Consider the following 17,456-nt stretch of genomic DNA (forward strand, 5'->3'; position numbering starts at 1 on the left):
AGATCTGCTATTATTCTATAGCACATACAACAGGAGTATGGTCAGACGGATTTTCTAGCTTACGCAATCTATCATCTATGTAGCATATTTCCAATTTATCTACAGCTTGTGGTGATAACAGCATATAATCTATTCGCATTCCTTGATTATTTCTGAGTGAATTGCCTTGATAATGCCACCAAGTGAATTGTTGCAAGTTTGGGTGAGATATTCTAAACGCATCTTTAAACCCAAGATTCAAGATCGCTCTTAATTTCTCACGTTCTCTTATATGAAAGCACACTTGGCCATTCAATAAGTTTGAATCAAAGACATCAATTTCATCAGGTGCAACATTATAATCGCCAGCTATAATAGTTAACTCTTCATTCTTTAACAAAGTGCTCATCCTTTCATATAGATTATCAAAAAACTTGAGTTTATATTCAAATGCTTGAGAGTCCGGGCTTTGACCGTTTGGAACGTATACACTTCCCACCCTTACCTTCTGATTATTGTGCTTTATTATGCACTCTATATAACGCGCTTCTTGATAACCTTCTACGATATCAATCTTAAACTTCTCCAGTATCGGATATTTAGATAAAACACAAACGCCATTTCTTGCAACTTGTCCATAGACAGCACATTCATATCCCAGCTTCTCTATCTCTGCATAAGGAAATTGCTCTTCCATACATTTTATCTCTTGCAGCAAAATTATATCTATCTGACTATCAACTATAAAACTACAAAGTTGGTTAACTCTTTTACGTATGGAGTTTACATTCCAAGTTGCAATCTTTAGCATCAACAATCCTTATTAATTATATCAATTAAACTCTCTCCAGTAGGCAACCTCGATGTTATAATTTTTTTCCATTTGATTAACTTTAAACTATCAGCAATGTTTTTACTCATGGTATATGCAACTGCATTATTCATCACATGAGATAGCCCACTTTTTAGAACTAATGAACAAAATATCCTTGCTGTCTGTGAGGAAAAAAAAGCAACACTATCAATTTTACCATCCAATAGTAAATTTTTACACCTATTAGTTAGATTCCTTTTTATAATTGTTTTATAGAGTACAACTTCTCTTACGTTAAAATCTTCTTCAGATAATCTCTTTTTTAGGTCACATGATACTTCTTGTCCCCTTATATACAAGAACTTTATTGCGTTTGAATAATGAGCTTTTATGAATGATATCAGACCATCAACGTTGCTGTCTGCTGAGATTATATCAGAAAATCCCAAATTTTTTGCAGCCTGCATGGTTGAATTACCAACTGTAATAATCGGAAAGTCATCCTCTTTGCATATTTGACTAAAAGCCTTTACACTGTTTTTACTTGTAGATATCACAACGTCAAATTCGTACGCAGATATATCAGGATTTAAGTACTTTATTGTGAATACTGGTTCTATAAAAACTTTGTATCCATACTTTCTCAATATATTTCTTGTATTGAACGAGTCCAATAAAGGCCTTGTTAATAAAATAGACTTCATTCTGATTTATTTCACTACTTACGCAAATTCTGGATTAAGGAAGGAAGTATAGGAAATAGAAGGCTTTTTGGATTTGATGGAATAGGAGATGAGAGTAGAAAAGATATGAACCAAGAAATCAACAGGGGATCTATGGCGAGTGTGTTCAATTTCTAGTCTATTTTTTAGGTAACCAAAAACAGTCTCAATGATAGACCTTTTTCTCAGTAAAATCTTCTCATTTAGCGAAATTAATGTATTTTTCATACCTTTTTTCACCTTGGTAACAAGTTTCAAACCTCGGTCAAACAGCTTCTGAAAAAGCTCTTTTGCAATATAACCTTTGTCACCAAACAAAAGGCCGGTTAATTTTTCCGTCAAATTTGGCACAGGTATCCTATCATCAACATTGCCTTTTGTTAGCGTAAGTGCATGAATTTCACCATTTTCATTGATTACCATATGTAATTTGAAACCAAAAAACCAGCCGTAAGTACTCTTGCTTAATTTTGCAATTCCAGCAAAAACTTTGTTTTTGGATATTCTTTTTGCATGACAAACTGCAATGGGAGTTGTGTCTATATATGAAATTCCAGTGTTTTCTGACTGTCCACAAAGCCAATGCAACAACATTGCTAAATGCCACAAAACCCTAGGCTTTAGAGCAACAAACCTGGTATATGAAGGCAACTTTGGAAACTCTGATTTGTAGAGCAACGTTAGGTAGTGTAGATAGAAAGTTTTGAAATTTTTACACGGAGATTGTTGATATAGCAGGATTATTGTCATGATTTCAGAGTGCTCAATTTCCGTTGTTCTTGTGGGTTTTTTACCATTTGGCAGTAGTTTGCCTGCAAAATTTTTCTCTATATCTCTGCAAAAATCATCGACCAAACAAAACAGTTTTGTTATATCTTCCATGGGTAACCTCATCTATTTTTTTATAATTGCTGAGTTTACCCTGTTTTCTGCCTTTTCTATTCTCCTTTAATCCAGAATTCGCGTATCTAGAGTTCTCTGATATCTGTAACCATTAGTATTTGTCCTATTCTCTCCATAAAGCATATTAAACCCATCTAATAATTTACTAACATAATTATGTAAAAGAAAAGGAAAATTGCAAGCAATTTATCTAAAATCCTAGAATTAACTACGACTCCAAAAACTTTTCTGCATCAAGCGCAGCCATGCATCCTGTTCCTGCTGCAACTACTGCCTGACGATATACCTTATCTTGAACATCACCTGCAGCAAATACTCCTGCTTTACTAGTTAAAGTTGTTCCAGGTTTTGTAATGATGTAACCCTGTTCATCCATTTCAACAAAGCCTTTAAAAACACCCGTATTTGGTGCGTGTCCGATTGCAATAAACACTCCATCCACTTTTAATTCTTGAGCTTCCGTTGATTTAACTATAATACCAGTAACCTTTTTCGGATTTTCTTCTCCAAGAATCTGCTCTACGGTATGGTTCCACATTACTTTTATTTTATCATTTTTAAAGAGCCTATCTTGCATTACTTTTTCCGCTCTCAATTTATCACGCCTGTGTATTAATATCACTTCTTTGGCAAATCGAGTTAAAAATATCGCCTCTTCAACAGCAGTGTTTCCACCACCAACCACAGCTACAACTTTATTCCTAAAAAATGCACCATCACAAGTTGCACAAGCTGAAACTCCGTAACCTTGAAATTCCTTTTCACTCTCCAAACCAAGCCATTTTGCTTGCGCACCAGATGCAATTATAATTGCATCTGAATAGTAGTCATTAGTATTACCAGAAGATCTAAATCTATACTCATTAAAATCCTCAAGTTGTTCAACGCTTTTTATCTCATCATCTATTATTTTTGCTCCAACCTTTTGTGCATGCAACCTCATTTGCTCCATTAGTTCTGGACCCTGTATTGAAACAAAACCAGGATAGTTTTCAACATCTGTAGTAATTGTAAGCTGACCACCAGGCTGCATTCCCGTTATTACAATCGGCTCTAAGTTTGCACGTGCTGCATATATAGCGGCAGCATAACCCGCTGCCCCAGATCCAATAATAAGAACTTTTGTACTAAATTTATAATTCTTCACTGTATGAGTTTAGATAATCAGCTACTCCTTCATCGCTTGCCTGCATTGCTGGCTTACCTTTCTTCCACCCTGCTGGACATACTTCACCATGCTCCTCATTATGTTTAATTGCATCAACGATTCTAACGAATTCATCGATATTACGCCCTAAAGGCAAATCATTTATCGATTGATGACGTACAATAAATTTATCATCAATAACGAAAGTTGCTCTCAGCGCAATTGAGTCATCATATAAGACCCCATAGTCTCTTGAAATAGACTTTTTGATATCAGACACTAAAGTGTAGCTAATCTCTCCAATACCACCATCATTAACTGGAGTGTTTCGCCATTTATAATGTGAAAATTTTGAATCTACACTTATTCCTATCACTTCAACACCACGCTTTGCAAACTCATTTATTCTATTATTGAGCGATATCAATTCAGTTGGGCAAACAAAAGTAAAATCAAGTGGATAGAAAAAAAGGACAGCATACTTATTTTTTATGCGCTTACTCAGACAGAAATCATCAACAATTTCTCCGTCAGAGAGAACAGATGAAGCAGTAAAATCGATAGCAGATTTTGTTACAAGATTCATAATTAACCTATTCTTTTAAAATAACTTCAATTTTACATCTTGATAAACTTATATGCAAGTTTTCTTTGGTTTTAGTCCTATAAAAACTTCCTAAAATAGCTCTTCTTTTTTACCGATAAGATACAATCCAGGTTGGAATACTGAGTTGGTGAGTATAAAATTCTACGTCATGCCACCGCGAACCGTCATACCGCGATTCATTCGCGGTATCTAGAGATCCCGCTAACAAGTAGCGGGATGACGGTTGTCGTTTAGCTATAAATGTTAAAAAATTTACCAAACGAAAAAAAGGCAAAAGAAGCCCCGTGGTTGGCTAATTACTTACATTATACTTTCAAGTATGGCGTTTTTTTATTCTAAACGTTTAATAACCGCGATTCAGTTGCTTTTAAGCCGCAACTAATCTAAATTATAAACATTAAGAAATTTACCAAACAGAAAAAAAGGCAAAAGAAACCCTAGGGTAGCTAGTTATTCACTATCCATTTTTTAAGTTGGCGTTTTTTTATGTTTTAAATGCTTTATAAGCGCATTTTAGCTTATATTAGGTAAAAACCTAGAATTTTATAAAGACATAAGGTGCACATAGTGCAAAAAATTAAACATGGGACGCCAGATACGTGAGTTTTTTGTCATTTGATCTGTACAGAGAAGATAAATAAATAGCTTCAGTTTCATGATAAGGGGGCTAGCGGAGTTTGTCAAGGAAGTTTTTCGTTTCTATAGCTACTTGAATAACGGCTACAATGTTCATACAGCTATGTACATAGCGCTGGAACCCAAAAAAAGAACCAAGTAGCCTTGGCTACTTGGATGACAAAAGGTAATACAAGAAATCTATTGGCTCTCGTATATCTTAGTGAAACTTAACAAGTTTATCTATAGTTTTAGCGATGATTCTTGGAGTATCCGGAGAAACTGCTGAGCTCAGCCTATTTAACCGCTCTATAGCGAACTCGCTATTCTCATTTGCTATGAAATCACATAAAATATTTTCTATATCCTTAGTAACACTTTCATGCTTTCTCAGAGGATGATTATGTGGATACCTACTGATGGTTTTGATACTGGAATACTCAACAAAAGCTTGATCCTTAAAAGCAAGTTGTCTCAATTTCTCTTTGAATTTTCCTTCTTCCTCTTTTGCTAAAAGGCGAGACTTTATCAGTGATTTTATAATCAAATTTATAGCTTGATGTATTTCAGAATGCACTATAACTTTAATGGTATTTTCTTCTACTATACAATCATAAATATTTTTTTCGCTCTGTAACGACTCTATTAATTTCTTGCTACTTTGTGAATTCAATTCCAAATTCTCCTCACTCATAGGAGTTATTATGAAGGTGTTCTTACTCACTCTGATGTTAAATTGTGGAGAGCCTTCAGAAAAGGAAAATGCTACATCCTTAAATTCAAGTGCATGATTGTATGCAGCAAAAAGGGTGTGTGCTATAACACTGCTGGGCACCTTCATTCCATGTTTACTCAGGTGGTTCAATACATTTTCAACCTCATGATATGTAAAGTCTGTATCTTTTAGCAATTCAACAACTTCTATGCCGTTGTGTTGTTTATACTCTATTCTCACTTCTTCTGTAAAAAGTGTTTTAGCTGCTATATGTTTATCAAGCACTGTGAAAATCTTGATGAAATTCTCTAAATCTTGTTTGTTAACTAATTCGATACTAATTAAGTTTCTGCTAATAATTGAAATATTTTTTGTCATTTTTTCCCACTAAAAAAACTCACTGAATGAATTGTATTTTTAATTCATTAAGAATTGTTTAAAGTGAGCATACTAGTTTTCATTTACGTATTACACGACAAAACAAGATAAAAAGTTACATAAAATCATCATGTGGTATAACACACTCTCCACATTCATCATTGCTGTTTGTGTAGGTTGTGACATCAGTGTGATTGTCATTATTATTTAGCATATCATCCAACTTTCCTTCTTTTTCAAGATCCATCAATTTGTCACACCCCCCAATGTGCTTATCGTTGATAAAAATCTGTGGAACTGTTCTAACGTTATACTTTGATTTTATGTCGTTAAATAGATCTGAGTTTTTGAGCACATCAATTTCTTCATACTTCACACCTTTTTTATCTAGTAAATCCTTTGCCCTTATGCAGTATGGACAGCCCTTCTTTACATATATCACAACATTTTTCACAATTTATCTCCGTAGCTTACTAAAATATAGTTATTATATATAAGAAACATGTAAAAACATCAAATTGTATGAAAATTATTTATAATTGTGAGCAAGGGATAGAAAATAATATAGCACTAACCTTCGGAAATTTCGATGGCATTCATTTAGGACACGAGTTTGCAATTTCTACTCTAAAGAAGGTAGCACAAGAAAGAGGATTACCCTCTGCAGTTTTAACTTTTGAGCCTCACCCATCAACTGTTTTATTTGGTAGAAACAATTTTAGGTTAATAGACCAAGAACAAAAAAAGGAACTAATCAGCAGCTATGGTATAGATTACTTATATATTATTAATTTTAGTAGAGGTTTTTCTGAGATTAGCTGCGATGACTTTATCAGTGAGATTTTAATAGATAAATATGGCGCTAAACACATAATTGTCGGAAAAAATTGCACTTTTGGTTATAAACGATTGGGTAATATATTAACTCTAGAGAAATATTCTGAAACATATGGATACTCTTTGACTAAGTTAGAGCCATTAATAATTGACGGCAAAATTTGCTCTTCTTCTTCAATAAGGGAGTATGTACAAAGGGGCGAAATAGAAATTGCTAATAAATTGCTCGGCAGGCCTTATCAAGCTTCTGGTGTTGTGACAAAAGGTGCATGTAGAGGTAGAGAAATAGGATTTCCAACCATAAATATTCCTATAGAAGATTGCATGATAAAACCTAAGTTTGGCACATATTACGCTAGAGTGACTTTTTCTGATAGTAATCCAAATTGGTTATATGGAGTAGTCAATATTGGTATGAGACCTACATTTAAGGATCTGAAAAAGCCTATAATAGAAATGCACATATTCGATTTTGATGAAGACGTATATAGTCATAAAGTCAATATACAACTTTTAAAATTCATAAGGTCAGAAAAAAAATTCCATAGTATTGAGGAGTTAACAAAACAGATAAATTATGATATACTTAAAGTTTATAGGTTAAAGGCAAATTTATGAAAAAGTTATGCTTAGTTGTTATATTAATTATAGTATTGATTGACCAAACGAGCAAATTGTACATAAACTCATTGATTGATGAAGGAGAATCAATTGAGATCGCTAGTTTTATAAAACTAGTTGAAGTTTGGAATTTAGGTATTAGTTTTGGAATGTGTAGCGCTTTACCACATGGCGGTTTCTTTTTTTCAGCATTTTCAATACTAATAATTGGTATACTTGCATATTTGATATACAAGTCTGACGATCAGTCAACTTACCTTGGTTTTTCTCTGATGATTGGTGGAGCAATCGGAAACGTAGTTGATAGGATCTATTGGGGAGCTGTATATGATTTCATATATTTTCATATTGATGATTGGTATTGGCCAGCCTTTAATTTAGCAGATTTATCTATAGTTTGTGGAATGTTTACATTGTTATATAAGTGGTATATATACGATATGCTTATTTCTAAACAAAATGAGGAATAAAATAATTGTTTTTATATTAGGTCGAAATAATGCTTCATAAGTTTTTTAGTTTTCTTATACTACCTGTACTTTTTTTTACTTACCCAATTTCTTCGAATGCTTTAAACATAGAGCACAACATAAAATATACTAAACTCAGTAACGGACTAGATGTTTATGTTGTTTCTAATCATCGGATTCCAGCCGTTTTACATGCAGTAATATACAAAGTTGGGGGAATGGATGATCCAATCGGCAAAGCAGGATTGGCTCACTACTTTGAACATTTAATGTTTGAAACTACAGGAAAGTTCACAGATATAGAAGCCACTATGAGTAGCATTGGGGCTCAATTTAACGCGTTTACCACTAAAGAATATACCTGTTATTATGAGTTGGTTCCCAAAAAAGATTTACCACTTACAATGGAAGTTGAAGCAGATAGAATGGGAAACTTTAATGTTACTCAAGACAAAATAGATAGAGAAAAAAACATTGTACTGGAAGAAAGAAAAATGAGATTTGATAACCAACCTCATAACTTGTTGTGGGAAGAAATGGATAGTGCATTTTACCGTAATGGCTATGGTAGATCTGTTATTGGCTGGGAGAGCGATATCAAAACTTACAATCAGGATGACATAGTGAGGTTTCACGATAGTTATTATCACCCTGGTAATGCAATATTGCTGATTGTGGGTGATGTGGAGTTTGATGAAGTAGTGAAATTAGCAGAAGAAAAATATGGCGAAATTAAAGCTAAGCCTGTAATGAGAAATTACCCAAATCAGGATCCAGTGCATAATGCAGGTCTATCGGTGACCTTAGAGAGCACTGAAGTAAAAGAACCAGTTTTATATTTTCGTTATCGTGTTCCCTTATTTGAGCACATAAATGAAGCTTCTGCTGCTCATTTAGCGGTTGACATTTTAGGTGGCGGCAAGTCCAGCAAGTTATACAAAGATTTAGTTCTAGACAAAGACGTAGCGGTGTCTGTATTTGCTGAGTATGACAGCTTAACTTTTAGTGATGGCTACATTAATATTCAGGTCATTCCAAAAAGTGGCGTTAATTTAGATATTGTTGAAAGAGAGTTAGATAATGCTATTAATAACTTCATGTCTAAAGGAATAACGGATGAGGAGTTGCAAAGCTCAAAATATAGGTATAAGGCAGCACAATTTGATAATCTATCTAGCTTAGACAATATAGCATTTTTCTATGGCTCACGCTTAGCACTTGGTATTCCACTTGATGAAATAGATATTACGTACAGCAAAGTAAATGATGTTAATCTAGAGGATGTAAATAATAAAATCCGTGTTATTTTTTCTGCTAATAAGTTAATTGGCCGTTTATTACCAAAAGGAGATGATAATGAGAATAAGTAAATTTGTACTTCTATTTTTTTTCTGCCTAAGCTTTAATTTACAAGCAAGTGGTAACTTAAATATAGAGGAGATCACCACCAGTAAAGGGTTTAAGTTTCTATTTGTTGAAAACTGTGATTTACCAAAAGTTTCACTAAATATATCGTTTAAAGATGCAGGTTATGCATATGAAAATGTAGAAAAACAAGGGCTTGCTTGGTTTACTTCTCTTATAGTTCAAGAAGGGGCAGGGAAAAATGATGCCAAAGATTTTGCGAAAAAGCTTGAAGATAAAGGGATTAGTCTACGTTTTAGTGCTGGTTTAGAAACGTTTGGAGTTTCGTTGGATACTCTGTCTGAGAATTTAGAAGAAGGTGTTTCACTACTTAGCGACGCTATAACGCGTCCTAAAGTTGACTCTGAAGGGTTGAATAGAGTTTTCGAAAAAGCCAAAGTTGATTTTAATAATCTTGAAAAAAATCCTTTTTTTGTTGCTGGAAAAGAATTGGAAACGTTGTTATTTAAAAAGCATCCTTACTCAAAAAGTGAATATGGAACTCTTGATACTATAACAAATATTACTAGAGACGATGTTTTAACATACATAAAGCGTAATTTTGCTAAAGATAACATAATTATCAGTGTTGCTGGTTGTGCAAAAAAAGAAGAAATTATTACGCTATTAGATAAATATTTATCTAAATTGCCATCAAAAAGATCGAAAGTTAGAAAAATACCTGTAAAAAATGATTTTGGCCCTGCAGAGAATAAAAACATTTTTATGGATATACCACAAAGTGTGATACTTTTTGCTCAAAAAGGTATAGCTTATGAAGATCTTAATTATTATAACGCTAGTGTCTTGATTAATGCACTTGGTGGCATGGGATTGAATTCAATATTAATGAAAGAACTGAGGCAAAACTTGGGTATTACTTATGGTGTTTATGCAAGTATTATTCCCAATAAACATGGGAACGTTATAGCTGGAAGTATTAATACTGATAGTGCTACTGCCAGTCAATCAATATCAGCAATAAAAGATACGCTGAGCAAGGTTCGAAAAGAAGGAATTGATGAGCAGTTGTTTCGGGATACAAAAATTAGTATGGTAAATTCCTATGTTTTCTCTATGTTTAACAATAACAGCATAGTTGCAAAACTAAATGATATTCAGACAAACAGCCGCGATATTAACCATATGAATGATTTTGTAAGCTATATTAATGATGTTAAATTGGAAGAAGTGAACAAGTTAGCAAGTTCTTTACTGGATCCTGAAAATTTATTTTTTGTTGAAGTTGGGAGAAACACTTAAGGTCAATAATTAATATTTTCTGCTATTGATCTTACTGCTTCTACATAACACTTATGCTCCTCAGCTAGAATGCGTTCTGAGAGGCTTTGAATATCATCAGCTAGTAACACTGGCACAGCAACTTGAGCAATTATGGCTCCAGCATCAACTTCAGGAGTGACATAATGTACAGTACAACCTGTAATTTTTACACCTGCTTTTAGAGCTTGCTCTTGAGCGTTTAGGCCTTTAAAAGACGGAAGTAAAGAGGGATGAATATTTATAACCTTGTTATGCCATTTACTCAGAAAATCAGCTTTGAGAATTCTCATAAATCCTGCAAGGCAAATTAAATCAACCTTCTGTTGAACAAGTATTTTGTGAATTTTATCAGCATCAAGCGGTTTATCTTTAACAATAAACGCTGAGATTCCTGCTTGCTCTGCTATTTTCAGACCAGCAGCTTCGCTATTATTTGTGATAACACATGCAACTTCTGCGGAAAAATTCTGATCTTGACATGCTTCTATTAAGGCCTGCATATTCGACCCCCTACCTGAAATTAGTATTCCGAGCTTTATCTTTTTCATTGTAGCACAGTTAATTTAAAATTTAGTTAATACTAACAAAATAGCTCAAAAGGAAAACGTATTTTATATCAAAGAAGGCAGACTAAACTCTTTATATAAGTTGGCCTCTAATTTTGGGTTTTGTTGGACAACACAAAAATAACGCCCATGCACCAGCTTACACTAGCTTTAATGTTTAGATATTGTACTATTTTTGTACAATATACTACTATAAGTATATATTTTTGTAATCGCGTTATTATTTATTTAACAAAGTATTAGTATAATTTATTACACTGAATTAAATGGAGAAATTTCAATGAGTAAATTACCGAACAATGCAAAAATAGGTAAATCTCAGGTTACTCAGTGGAAGGTAATAAAAAATTGTGAATATGCTGATAATTGCTTGTCAAAAATAGTAACTTTATACGTTATTAGAATAACTCAGCTATCAGATTTTTATACGAGTGACGAACCTGAAATTAACACTGTTTTAGCAAGAATAAGCGTGACAAGTGAAAATGTATTTTTAAACAAGGCTACTACTATTGAAGTTATGGAAGGTATTTTTCCGTATAAATTCAACAGCAAGAAGAGAAATAACATATTAAGGTTAGAAGATTTGTATAACTATTTATGTTCTATTGTTAACAATAGCCTTCCAAAAGAAATGCTTGAAAGTCTTGTAAGGGAATATAAGGATGCTGTTAGCTTATTTAAAGCAATTACTTAGTTGAACGTAATATTTTTAAGATTTTACTTTCTATTTCAGAAATGCCACTTTCAAGATCTTTATCTATCAAATACATGGTAGAGAAATATGTTTTCTGCTTACTTTCAACATTGATAGTTAAAGTTCCGGGAGTGATTGTGACTGAATTGGCAAATAACGCAATGCTTTCATCATTATGCCCTTTGCATTTTCTTAGGATAATGATTGGCTCAAGCTTAGATTTGAGTTGTAGCACCTTTTTTGTTACATAAACACTTGATAAAATGATTTGGTACATTAACCATGGTATATAACTTACTAACTTATAAAACGACAGTCTACTCGTACCATTTAAAATCTGGCTAAGAGCTCTTTCAGCGTTTATCAACCTTCTAAAGATAAACAATGTGAATATAGAGGAAAACACTCCACAAAAAATAAAAAACGGCTCAAAATAACCAGACAATACAGTCCATAGAACAAATAAAGTCATAAACGACAGAGAAAAAAACTTGATTTCCTTCCTAAAGTTGAGGTTTTTCATAGTCTGTAATATAACTTAAATGACTCTTTAAGGAAAGATAATAACGAATATTTAGGTTCTTGACTTCTATGTTAAAAGATATAACAATTAGGTTATGTATTTTGAGTGAGGAAGTTATGGAATATGACAAATTTATGGAAATATTAAAAAAAATAAATGACCTTTCAGATTTGAGCAAGGACAATATAGTTGAAAAAATAAAAGCTAAGTTACAAGAAGAAGATCCAGATTTATGTCAAGAGTGGGAAAAGAGTAAACCTGACAACGATAGTGGGTCTGGCATAAATTACATATTTACTATATCTCGTGGTCAAAATTCTCAGGAAGTCAAATTGTTACATCTTGCTTCTTATTGGAACTGTGCAAATGTAGCAAAAGCTCTGATTGAAAAAGGGGCAGATATTAATGCAGAACATGATAATAAAATTACTCCTTTACATTTTGCTGTTGAAAAGAACCACGAAAATGTAGTAAACACTCTAATTGGAAAAGGAGCAGAGGTTAATGCAAACAATGGTGATAGACGTACTCCTTTACATCTTGCTGCTGAAAATGGCAAAATAAAAGTGGTGGAAGTTCTGCTACACACTGAAGCAGACCCTTCATTAAAAGATGTTGATGGAAAAACGCCAAGAGACCTCACTAAAGATCAAGGTATAATTCAGCTTTTAGAGGAAGCGGAAAAAAAGCAAACGTTAAAAAATGAGAATAAAAAAACGCCAAAGGATCTTACTGAAAATAAAGATGTAATGCAGCTTCCAGAGAAAAAGGAAGAAAAACAAATTGGAAAAAATGCAATTATGAAAGAAAAAGAACAGTCTGCAAAAAATGCAATTGTAAAAGGTGTTGTTGTGTGTTTTGTAACTGCAGTGATAGTTGGTGTTGCACTTGCATTTGCTACTGCCCTATCTGTACCAGCAATAATTGGGCTAGCTGCAGGATCTGCGCTCATAGTTGGTGCTGGTCAATATATAATGTCAAAGCCTAAAACTAAAATGAAAGAAGTAAAGCAGGAACTTGTGTCTAGAGAGACAGAAAAAGCACTTACTTGATTTTTGTTATCCTGTTGCTATCAGACTAGCCTGGCACCTTATATTTATTGGGATAACTGTTTTATTATCAATTAAGTCAAAAACTCTGTAATATATTGAAGCTTAAAGATCTCTTTAGATATGGAAGTTATTGCAGAAAATAGGAAAGCAAGGTTTGAATATTTCATTTTAGAAGAATTTGAAGCGGGTATGGTCTTATTAAGCAGTGAAGTTAAATCGCTAAGAGAAAGAAAAGTAAATATTTCCGACGCCTACGTTGTTGAAAAGAATAGCGAAGTATGGCTGCACAATATGCATATTGCAGAATATAAAGCTGCGAACCGAAAAAATCATAAACCAAAAAGGGAACGTAAATTACTCTTGCATAAAAAGGAGATAAATAAACTAATTGGTCAAATCAAGACTGCTGGGATAACTGTTGTGCCGCTTTCGGTCTATTTTAACGATAAAGGATTGGCAAAAACTAAAATTGCCATTGTAAAAGGAAAAAAACTCTACGATAAGAGAGCAACTATAAAACAGAGAGAGTGGGATCGTGAAAAAAGTAGATTGTCTAAAAATAATTTATAGCAAAATATGTCTTTAAATCCAGTAATTTTCAGCATCGGTCCTGTTTCTATATATTGGTATTCTTTAGCATATGTTTTAGGTATAGTGTTTGCATATTGGTATTTACATAAGCTAGATGACCAAAAAATATTTACTAAGAATTTTTACGATTCGTTATTAACAGCCACTATTGTAGGTATTATCCTTGGAGGTAGACTTGGCTACGTATTGATATATGATCCAGTTCTTTATATAAGCAACCCTATCGAGATATTGAAGACCTGGGAAGGAGGGATGTCATTTCATGGCGGTGCTATAGGAGTTTTGCTTGCAGTAATAATCTCCTGCAGAAGACATAACATTCCTATATTTTATGCACTGGACCTAGTTTCTTGCGGAGTTTCCATAGGTTTATTTTTAGGTCGCATAGGCAATTTTATAAACGGAGAGTTATTTGGCAGAGTTACAACTATGCCATGGGGTATGGTATTTCCAGAGAGTGGTGATAATTTGCTGCGTCATCCAAGCCAGCTTTATGAGGCACTTTTTGAAGGACTGCTACTTTTTGCAGTTGCAAATTCACTGTTTTTCTTAACTAGAATAAGACTGTATCACGGTGCGTTAACTGGTATTGCAGTTATGTGGTATGGAATAGCACGTTTTTTCGTTGAGTTTTTTCGCGAACCAGACTATCAAATTGGCTATTTGTGGCTTGATTTAACTATGGGGCAGTTGCTTTCTATACCTATGGTTTTGCTAGGAATGCTTGTATATCTAGGCGCATTAAATTTAAAATTTAATACGAAATCTGTCACATAGAGAAAAGGTGAGTTCAATAGAAAAATGTAGCCAGAAGCCCCACATTATGCACAATTGTACGAATTTTCTGCGTTGCAGTAGAATGAATCGGTGGGCTTTGTTGCATCGCTAGCTATGATGGATTAAAGATAAAAAAGGTGGAGAATATCAGTAGCTTATTATTCTGGTATTTACAACAAGAACGGTCAGTGAATACCTAAATTTGAGTAAAAGAAATTTCACTATCACTCACTAATCCGGCTAAAATTCAAGAATTTCAATGCTTTAGCTATTTTCAATAGAATTAAATTTATTAATATAAATAACAAATTACTATTCTTAAATTTGATCAGATTGATTGCAAAAAAACAAGATTTTCAATAAGTTGCTTATAATCCTAATTATAGTTAGCCTTTCATAAGTAGCGATGCAACAAAGCCATCCCAGTGTCAGCTACTTTCATGACACCATTTGCTGTGCAGTTTACCTTCAAAAATGAATGTTCGTACAGCTATAGAATGAATCGCGGTATGACGTAGCTTCGCTATAGGCAACGAAGGAAATATCAACTATACTTCTTTTTACCATTGTTTATATTTCCTATTCACATATATTAATATTTTACTCACTTAAAGTAAGCTAACTACCGTTATTAATATTTTTGTAATAAAAATTGTATATGGTGCATGTAATCAAATTAAGAGGAAGATTGTGGAAATTACGCCATCAATAAAAAAAGAATTGAAGCAAAGTACTCTATATATTTGCCTAGAAAAATGCAAAAGTGCATTTTGGTTTATCTTTTGGTTTAGTGCGGGAATCAATTTATTAATGTTATTCCTACCACTTTATACCTCTCAAGTGCTTGATCGGGTGATATCGAGCGAAAGTGTATCAACACTAACTATGCTGACAATTATCACTTTATCTGCATTTGCATGTTCTGCAATGCTTGAAACTTGTCGATATTTAGCCATGGCGAAAATAGGTGATTGGATCGATAAAACTGCAACACCAGATTTGATAGTAAGGTCAATTAGATTAACATCAGTGCAGAGCTCAACTTCAAGTGGTGAAGCAATACGAGATCTCGGAGTGATAAAAAATTTCATTACAGGAAATGGCATATTCTCACTGTTTGATACTCCATGGTCGTTAATTTACCTTGTTGTGATTTTCATGATACATACCTCCACGGGGTTCATAGCTATTACTGGAATCATCATATTAGTCTCTATGGCAATATGGAATGAACTTGCCACTAAACGAATATTACAAGAAACCAACGAAGAAACTATACGGAATATCAATGCTATAGATGTTGCAACAAGAAATGCAGAAGTGGTTGAAGCTATGGGCATGTCAGAATTCATAGTCTCTGATTGGTGTAAACGAAATGATCAGAACCGAGCAATGCAAATTAAAGCACAAAATCGCTCTAATGTAATTACTGGAATCACTAAATTTTTGCGCTCAACTCTGCAAATATCAGTGATTGGAACAGGTGCATTACTTGCAACCACAGCTCATAAGACTGCCGGTAGCATCATCGCTGCTTCAATTTTAATGGGTAGAGTATTAGCACCATTTGATGCTGCGGTTCATACTTGGAAGTTTTTAAATCATGCTAGAATGTCATATGGAAGGCTACAAAGACTTATATTAACATCGCCAAAAAGAGAGCAAACGATGGCTCTACCAGAACCTGAAGGAAAATTGGAATTTGATAGAGTATTTTTTACTCCTTATGGAAGCAATAAGCCGACAGTAAAAGGAATATCATTTGTAATAGAACCAGGGGACGTAGTTGGTGTGATTGGTGCAAGTGCTTCTGGTAAATCCACTATCGCAAAATTAACTGTTGGTGTATGGAAGCCAATATCTGGTGTAGTTAGACTAGATGGCGCTGATGTATATACTTGGAATCGAGAAAATTTTGGTAATTATGTTGGCTACTTACCTCAGGATATTGAGTTATTTAACACTAGTGTCAAAGCTAATATTGCTCGCATGAGGCCAGATCCAAATCCTGAAGAAATAATCAAAGCAGCAAAAATTGCAGGGATACATGAACTAATACTAAGCTTACCAAATGGATATGATACAACAATAGGAGGTCCTGGAGGGGTAACGCTCTCTGGCGGCCAAAAACAGCTTCTTGGACTTGCCAGAGCTTTTTACGGTCACACAAAACTTTTAGTACTTGATGAACCAAACGCTAACTTAGATAGCAATGGAGAGGCATGCTTAATTAATGCAATTGGCATTGCAAGAAAACAAAATACTACTACTGTTATCATCACTCACAAGCTACCGTTATTGTCCGTAGTTGATAAGGTGATCCTCATGTCAGATGGTGTCATTTACGCTATGGGACCAAAAGATGAGATTTTGAGCAAATTAGTTGCTCCATCATCAAGTACCACAGAAGATGAGCGCTCTTCAGCAAACGGTTAGTTTACTTACAATAAATTCTGTATCTGAAATAACAACTGTTCCAGAAAAATATATATTTCTTTACCATTAGAAATAATATTACAAGAATAGTAAATCGATTAATAACTCTTATTAATTAAAGTCAATCGGCAGATATAGCTAAAGTGGGTTAGGTTTACCTACAATTTGAAAAACAACAAACTCTTCTTAATGAATTTTCTTAATTTGTTATCTAAATAACTTAATATTAGTGGTAATTTTATAAAAAATTATAATATAAATAATGTTGCTGCGAAAATTTATAACAATATTTCCCTCTAACGTTTAATGAATTTCAAT

The 17,456-nt window shown here is 33.6% G+C and carries 18 protein-coding genes; 9 read left to right on the forward strand and 9 right to left on the reverse strand.

Annotation, left to right across the window (positions count from 1 at the left end; translation table 11 throughout):
- Window positions 1-10: 10 nt before the first annotated feature.
- The 7 genes from OPR17_RS05310 to grxC all read right to left on the reverse strand — a co-directional run bounded on the left by OPR17_RS05310 (window position 11) and on the right by grxC (window position 6,334).
- Window positions 11-790, reverse strand: coding sequence for an exodeoxyribonuclease III (locus OPR17_RS05310; RefSeq protein ID WP_265021411.1), 780 nt, complete (start codon window positions 788-790; stop codon window positions 11-13).
- Window positions 790-1,497, reverse strand: a complete 708-nt coding sequence (locus OPR17_RS05315) for a uroporphyrinogen-III synthase (RefSeq protein ID WP_182319620.1) — start codon at window positions 1,495-1,497, stop codon at window positions 790-792. Before OPR17_RS05315 ends, OPR17_RS05310 begins: the two co-directional genes overlap by 1 nt.
- An 18-nt stretch (window positions 1,498-1,515) precedes the next feature.
- Window positions 1,516-2,397, reverse strand: a complete 882-nt coding sequence (locus OPR17_RS05320) for an IS982 family transposase (protein WP_265021320.1) — start codon at window positions 2,395-2,397, stop codon at window positions 1,516-1,518.
- A gap of 229 nt (window positions 2,398-2,626) precedes the next feature.
- Complete coding sequence (trxB, locus tag OPR17_RS05325; RefSeq protein WP_265021412.1) at window positions 2,627-3,565, reverse strand: thioredoxin-disulfide reductase; 939 nt, start codon at window positions 3,563-3,565, stop codon at window positions 2,627-2,629.
- Window positions 3,552-4,151 carry a peroxiredoxin gene (locus OPR17_RS05330; RefSeq protein ID WP_012673206.1) on the reverse strand — a complete coding sequence of 200 codons (600 nt, stop codon included), beginning with the start codon at window positions 4,149-4,151 and terminating at the stop codon, window positions 3,552-3,554. The genes trxB and OPR17_RS05330 overlap by 14 nt, the downstream gene beginning before the upstream one ends.
- A gap of 856 nt (window positions 4,152-5,007) precedes the next feature.
- Window positions 5,008-5,880, reverse strand: a complete 873-nt coding sequence (locus tag OPR17_RS05335) for a hypothetical protein (protein WP_265021413.1) — start codon at window positions 5,878-5,880, stop codon at window positions 5,008-5,010.
- A gap of 115 nt (window positions 5,881-5,995) precedes the next feature.
- The gene (gene grxC, locus OPR17_RS05340; protein WP_007550037.1) at window positions 5,996-6,334 is read right to left on the reverse strand and encodes a glutaredoxin 3; all 339 of its coding nucleotides are present in this window, start codon (window positions 6,332-6,334) and stop codon (window positions 5,996-5,998) included.
- Between the two features lie 68 nt (window positions 6,335-6,402).
- On the opposite strand from grxC, the gene ribF reads away from it, so the two are divergent.
- Genes ribF through OPR17_RS05360 form a run of 4 tightly spaced genes read left to right on the forward strand, consistent with a single transcriptional unit; the run spans window position 6,403 to window position 10,475 of the window.
- Window positions 6,403-7,335 (forward strand): riboflavin biosynthesis protein RibF, encoded by a 933-nt coding sequence (gene ribF / locus OPR17_RS05345; protein ID WP_265021414.1) that lies wholly within the window; start codon window positions 6,403-6,405, stop codon window positions 7,333-7,335.
- Window positions 7,332-7,808, forward strand: coding sequence for a signal peptidase II (gene lspA, locus OPR17_RS05350; protein WP_265021415.1), 477 nt, complete (start codon window positions 7,332-7,334; stop codon window positions 7,806-7,808). The genes ribF and lspA overlap by 4 nt, the downstream gene beginning before the upstream one ends.
- Window positions 7,809-7,837: 29 nt before the next feature.
- The gene (locus OPR17_RS05355; RefSeq protein WP_265021416.1) at window positions 7,838-9,178 is read left to right on the forward strand and encodes a M16 family metallopeptidase; all 1,341 of its coding nucleotides are present in this window, start codon (window positions 7,838-7,840) and stop codon (window positions 9,176-9,178) included.
- A complete protein-coding gene (locus OPR17_RS05360) occupies window positions 9,165-10,475 on the forward strand; it encodes a M16 family metallopeptidase (RefSeq protein WP_265021417.1) in 1,311 nt (436 codons plus the stop codon). The genes OPR17_RS05355 and OPR17_RS05360 overlap by 14 nt, the downstream gene beginning before the upstream one ends.
- A 2-nt stretch (window positions 10,476-10,477) precedes the next feature.
- Here OPR17_RS05360 and purN read toward each other — a convergent pair whose 3' ends face one another.
- Window positions 10,478-11,044 carry a phosphoribosylglycinamide formyltransferase gene (gene purN, locus OPR17_RS05365; RefSeq protein WP_265021418.1) on the reverse strand — a complete coding sequence of 189 codons (567 nt, stop codon included), beginning with the start codon at window positions 11,042-11,044 and terminating at the stop codon, window positions 10,478-10,480.
- Between the two features lie 298 nt (window positions 11,045-11,342).
- Here purN and OPR17_RS05370 point away from each other — a divergent pair, with 298 nt between their 5' ends.
- Window positions 11,343-11,759 carry a hypothetical protein gene (locus tag OPR17_RS05370; protein ID WP_265021419.1) on the forward strand — a complete coding sequence of 139 codons (417 nt, stop codon included), beginning with the start codon at window positions 11,343-11,345 and terminating at the stop codon, window positions 11,757-11,759.
- On the opposite strand, the gene OPR17_RS05375 is transcribed toward OPR17_RS05370, so the two are convergent.
- Entirely contained in the window at window positions 11,752-12,282 is a 531-nt protein-coding gene (locus OPR17_RS05375) for a Na+/H+ antiporter subunit E (protein ID WP_265021420.1), read from the reverse strand. The two genes, OPR17_RS05370 and OPR17_RS05375, sit on opposite strands and share 8 nt — an antisense overlap.
- A 68-nt stretch (window positions 12,283-12,350) precedes the next feature.
- Between OPR17_RS05375 and OPR17_RS05380 the strand changes: the two genes are divergently transcribed.
- The 4 genes from OPR17_RS05380 to OPR17_RS05395 all read left to right on the forward strand — a co-directional run bounded on the left by OPR17_RS05380 (window position 12,351) and on the right by OPR17_RS05395 (window position 17,138).
- A complete protein-coding gene (locus tag OPR17_RS05380; RefSeq protein ID WP_265021421.1) occupies window positions 12,351-13,334 on the forward strand; it encodes an ankyrin repeat domain-containing protein in 984 nt (327 codons plus the stop codon).
- 120 nt (window positions 13,335-13,454) lie between these two features.
- A complete protein-coding gene (gene smpB / locus OPR17_RS05385; RefSeq protein WP_182319477.1) occupies window positions 13,455-13,904 on the forward strand; it encodes an SsrA-binding protein SmpB in 450 nt (149 codons plus the stop codon).
- Between the two features lie 6 nt (window positions 13,905-13,910).
- Window positions 13,911-14,702, forward strand: a complete 792-nt coding sequence (gene lgt / locus OPR17_RS05390; RefSeq protein ID WP_265021422.1) for a prolipoprotein diacylglyceryl transferase — start codon at window positions 13,911-13,913, stop codon at window positions 14,700-14,702.
- A gap of 690 nt (window positions 14,703-15,392) precedes the next feature.
- Window positions 15,393-17,138, forward strand: a complete 1,746-nt coding sequence (locus tag OPR17_RS05395) for a type I secretion system permease/ATPase (protein WP_265021423.1) — start codon at window positions 15,393-15,395, stop codon at window positions 17,136-17,138.
- The last annotated feature ends 318 nt before the right edge of the window (window positions 17,139-17,456 follow it).

It is taken from the genome of Wolbachia endosymbiont (group A) of Icerya purchasi (assembly GCF_947251635.1).
Classification (GTDB): Bacteria; Pseudomonadota; Alphaproteobacteria; order Rickettsiales; family Anaplasmataceae; genus Wolbachia; species Wolbachia pipientis.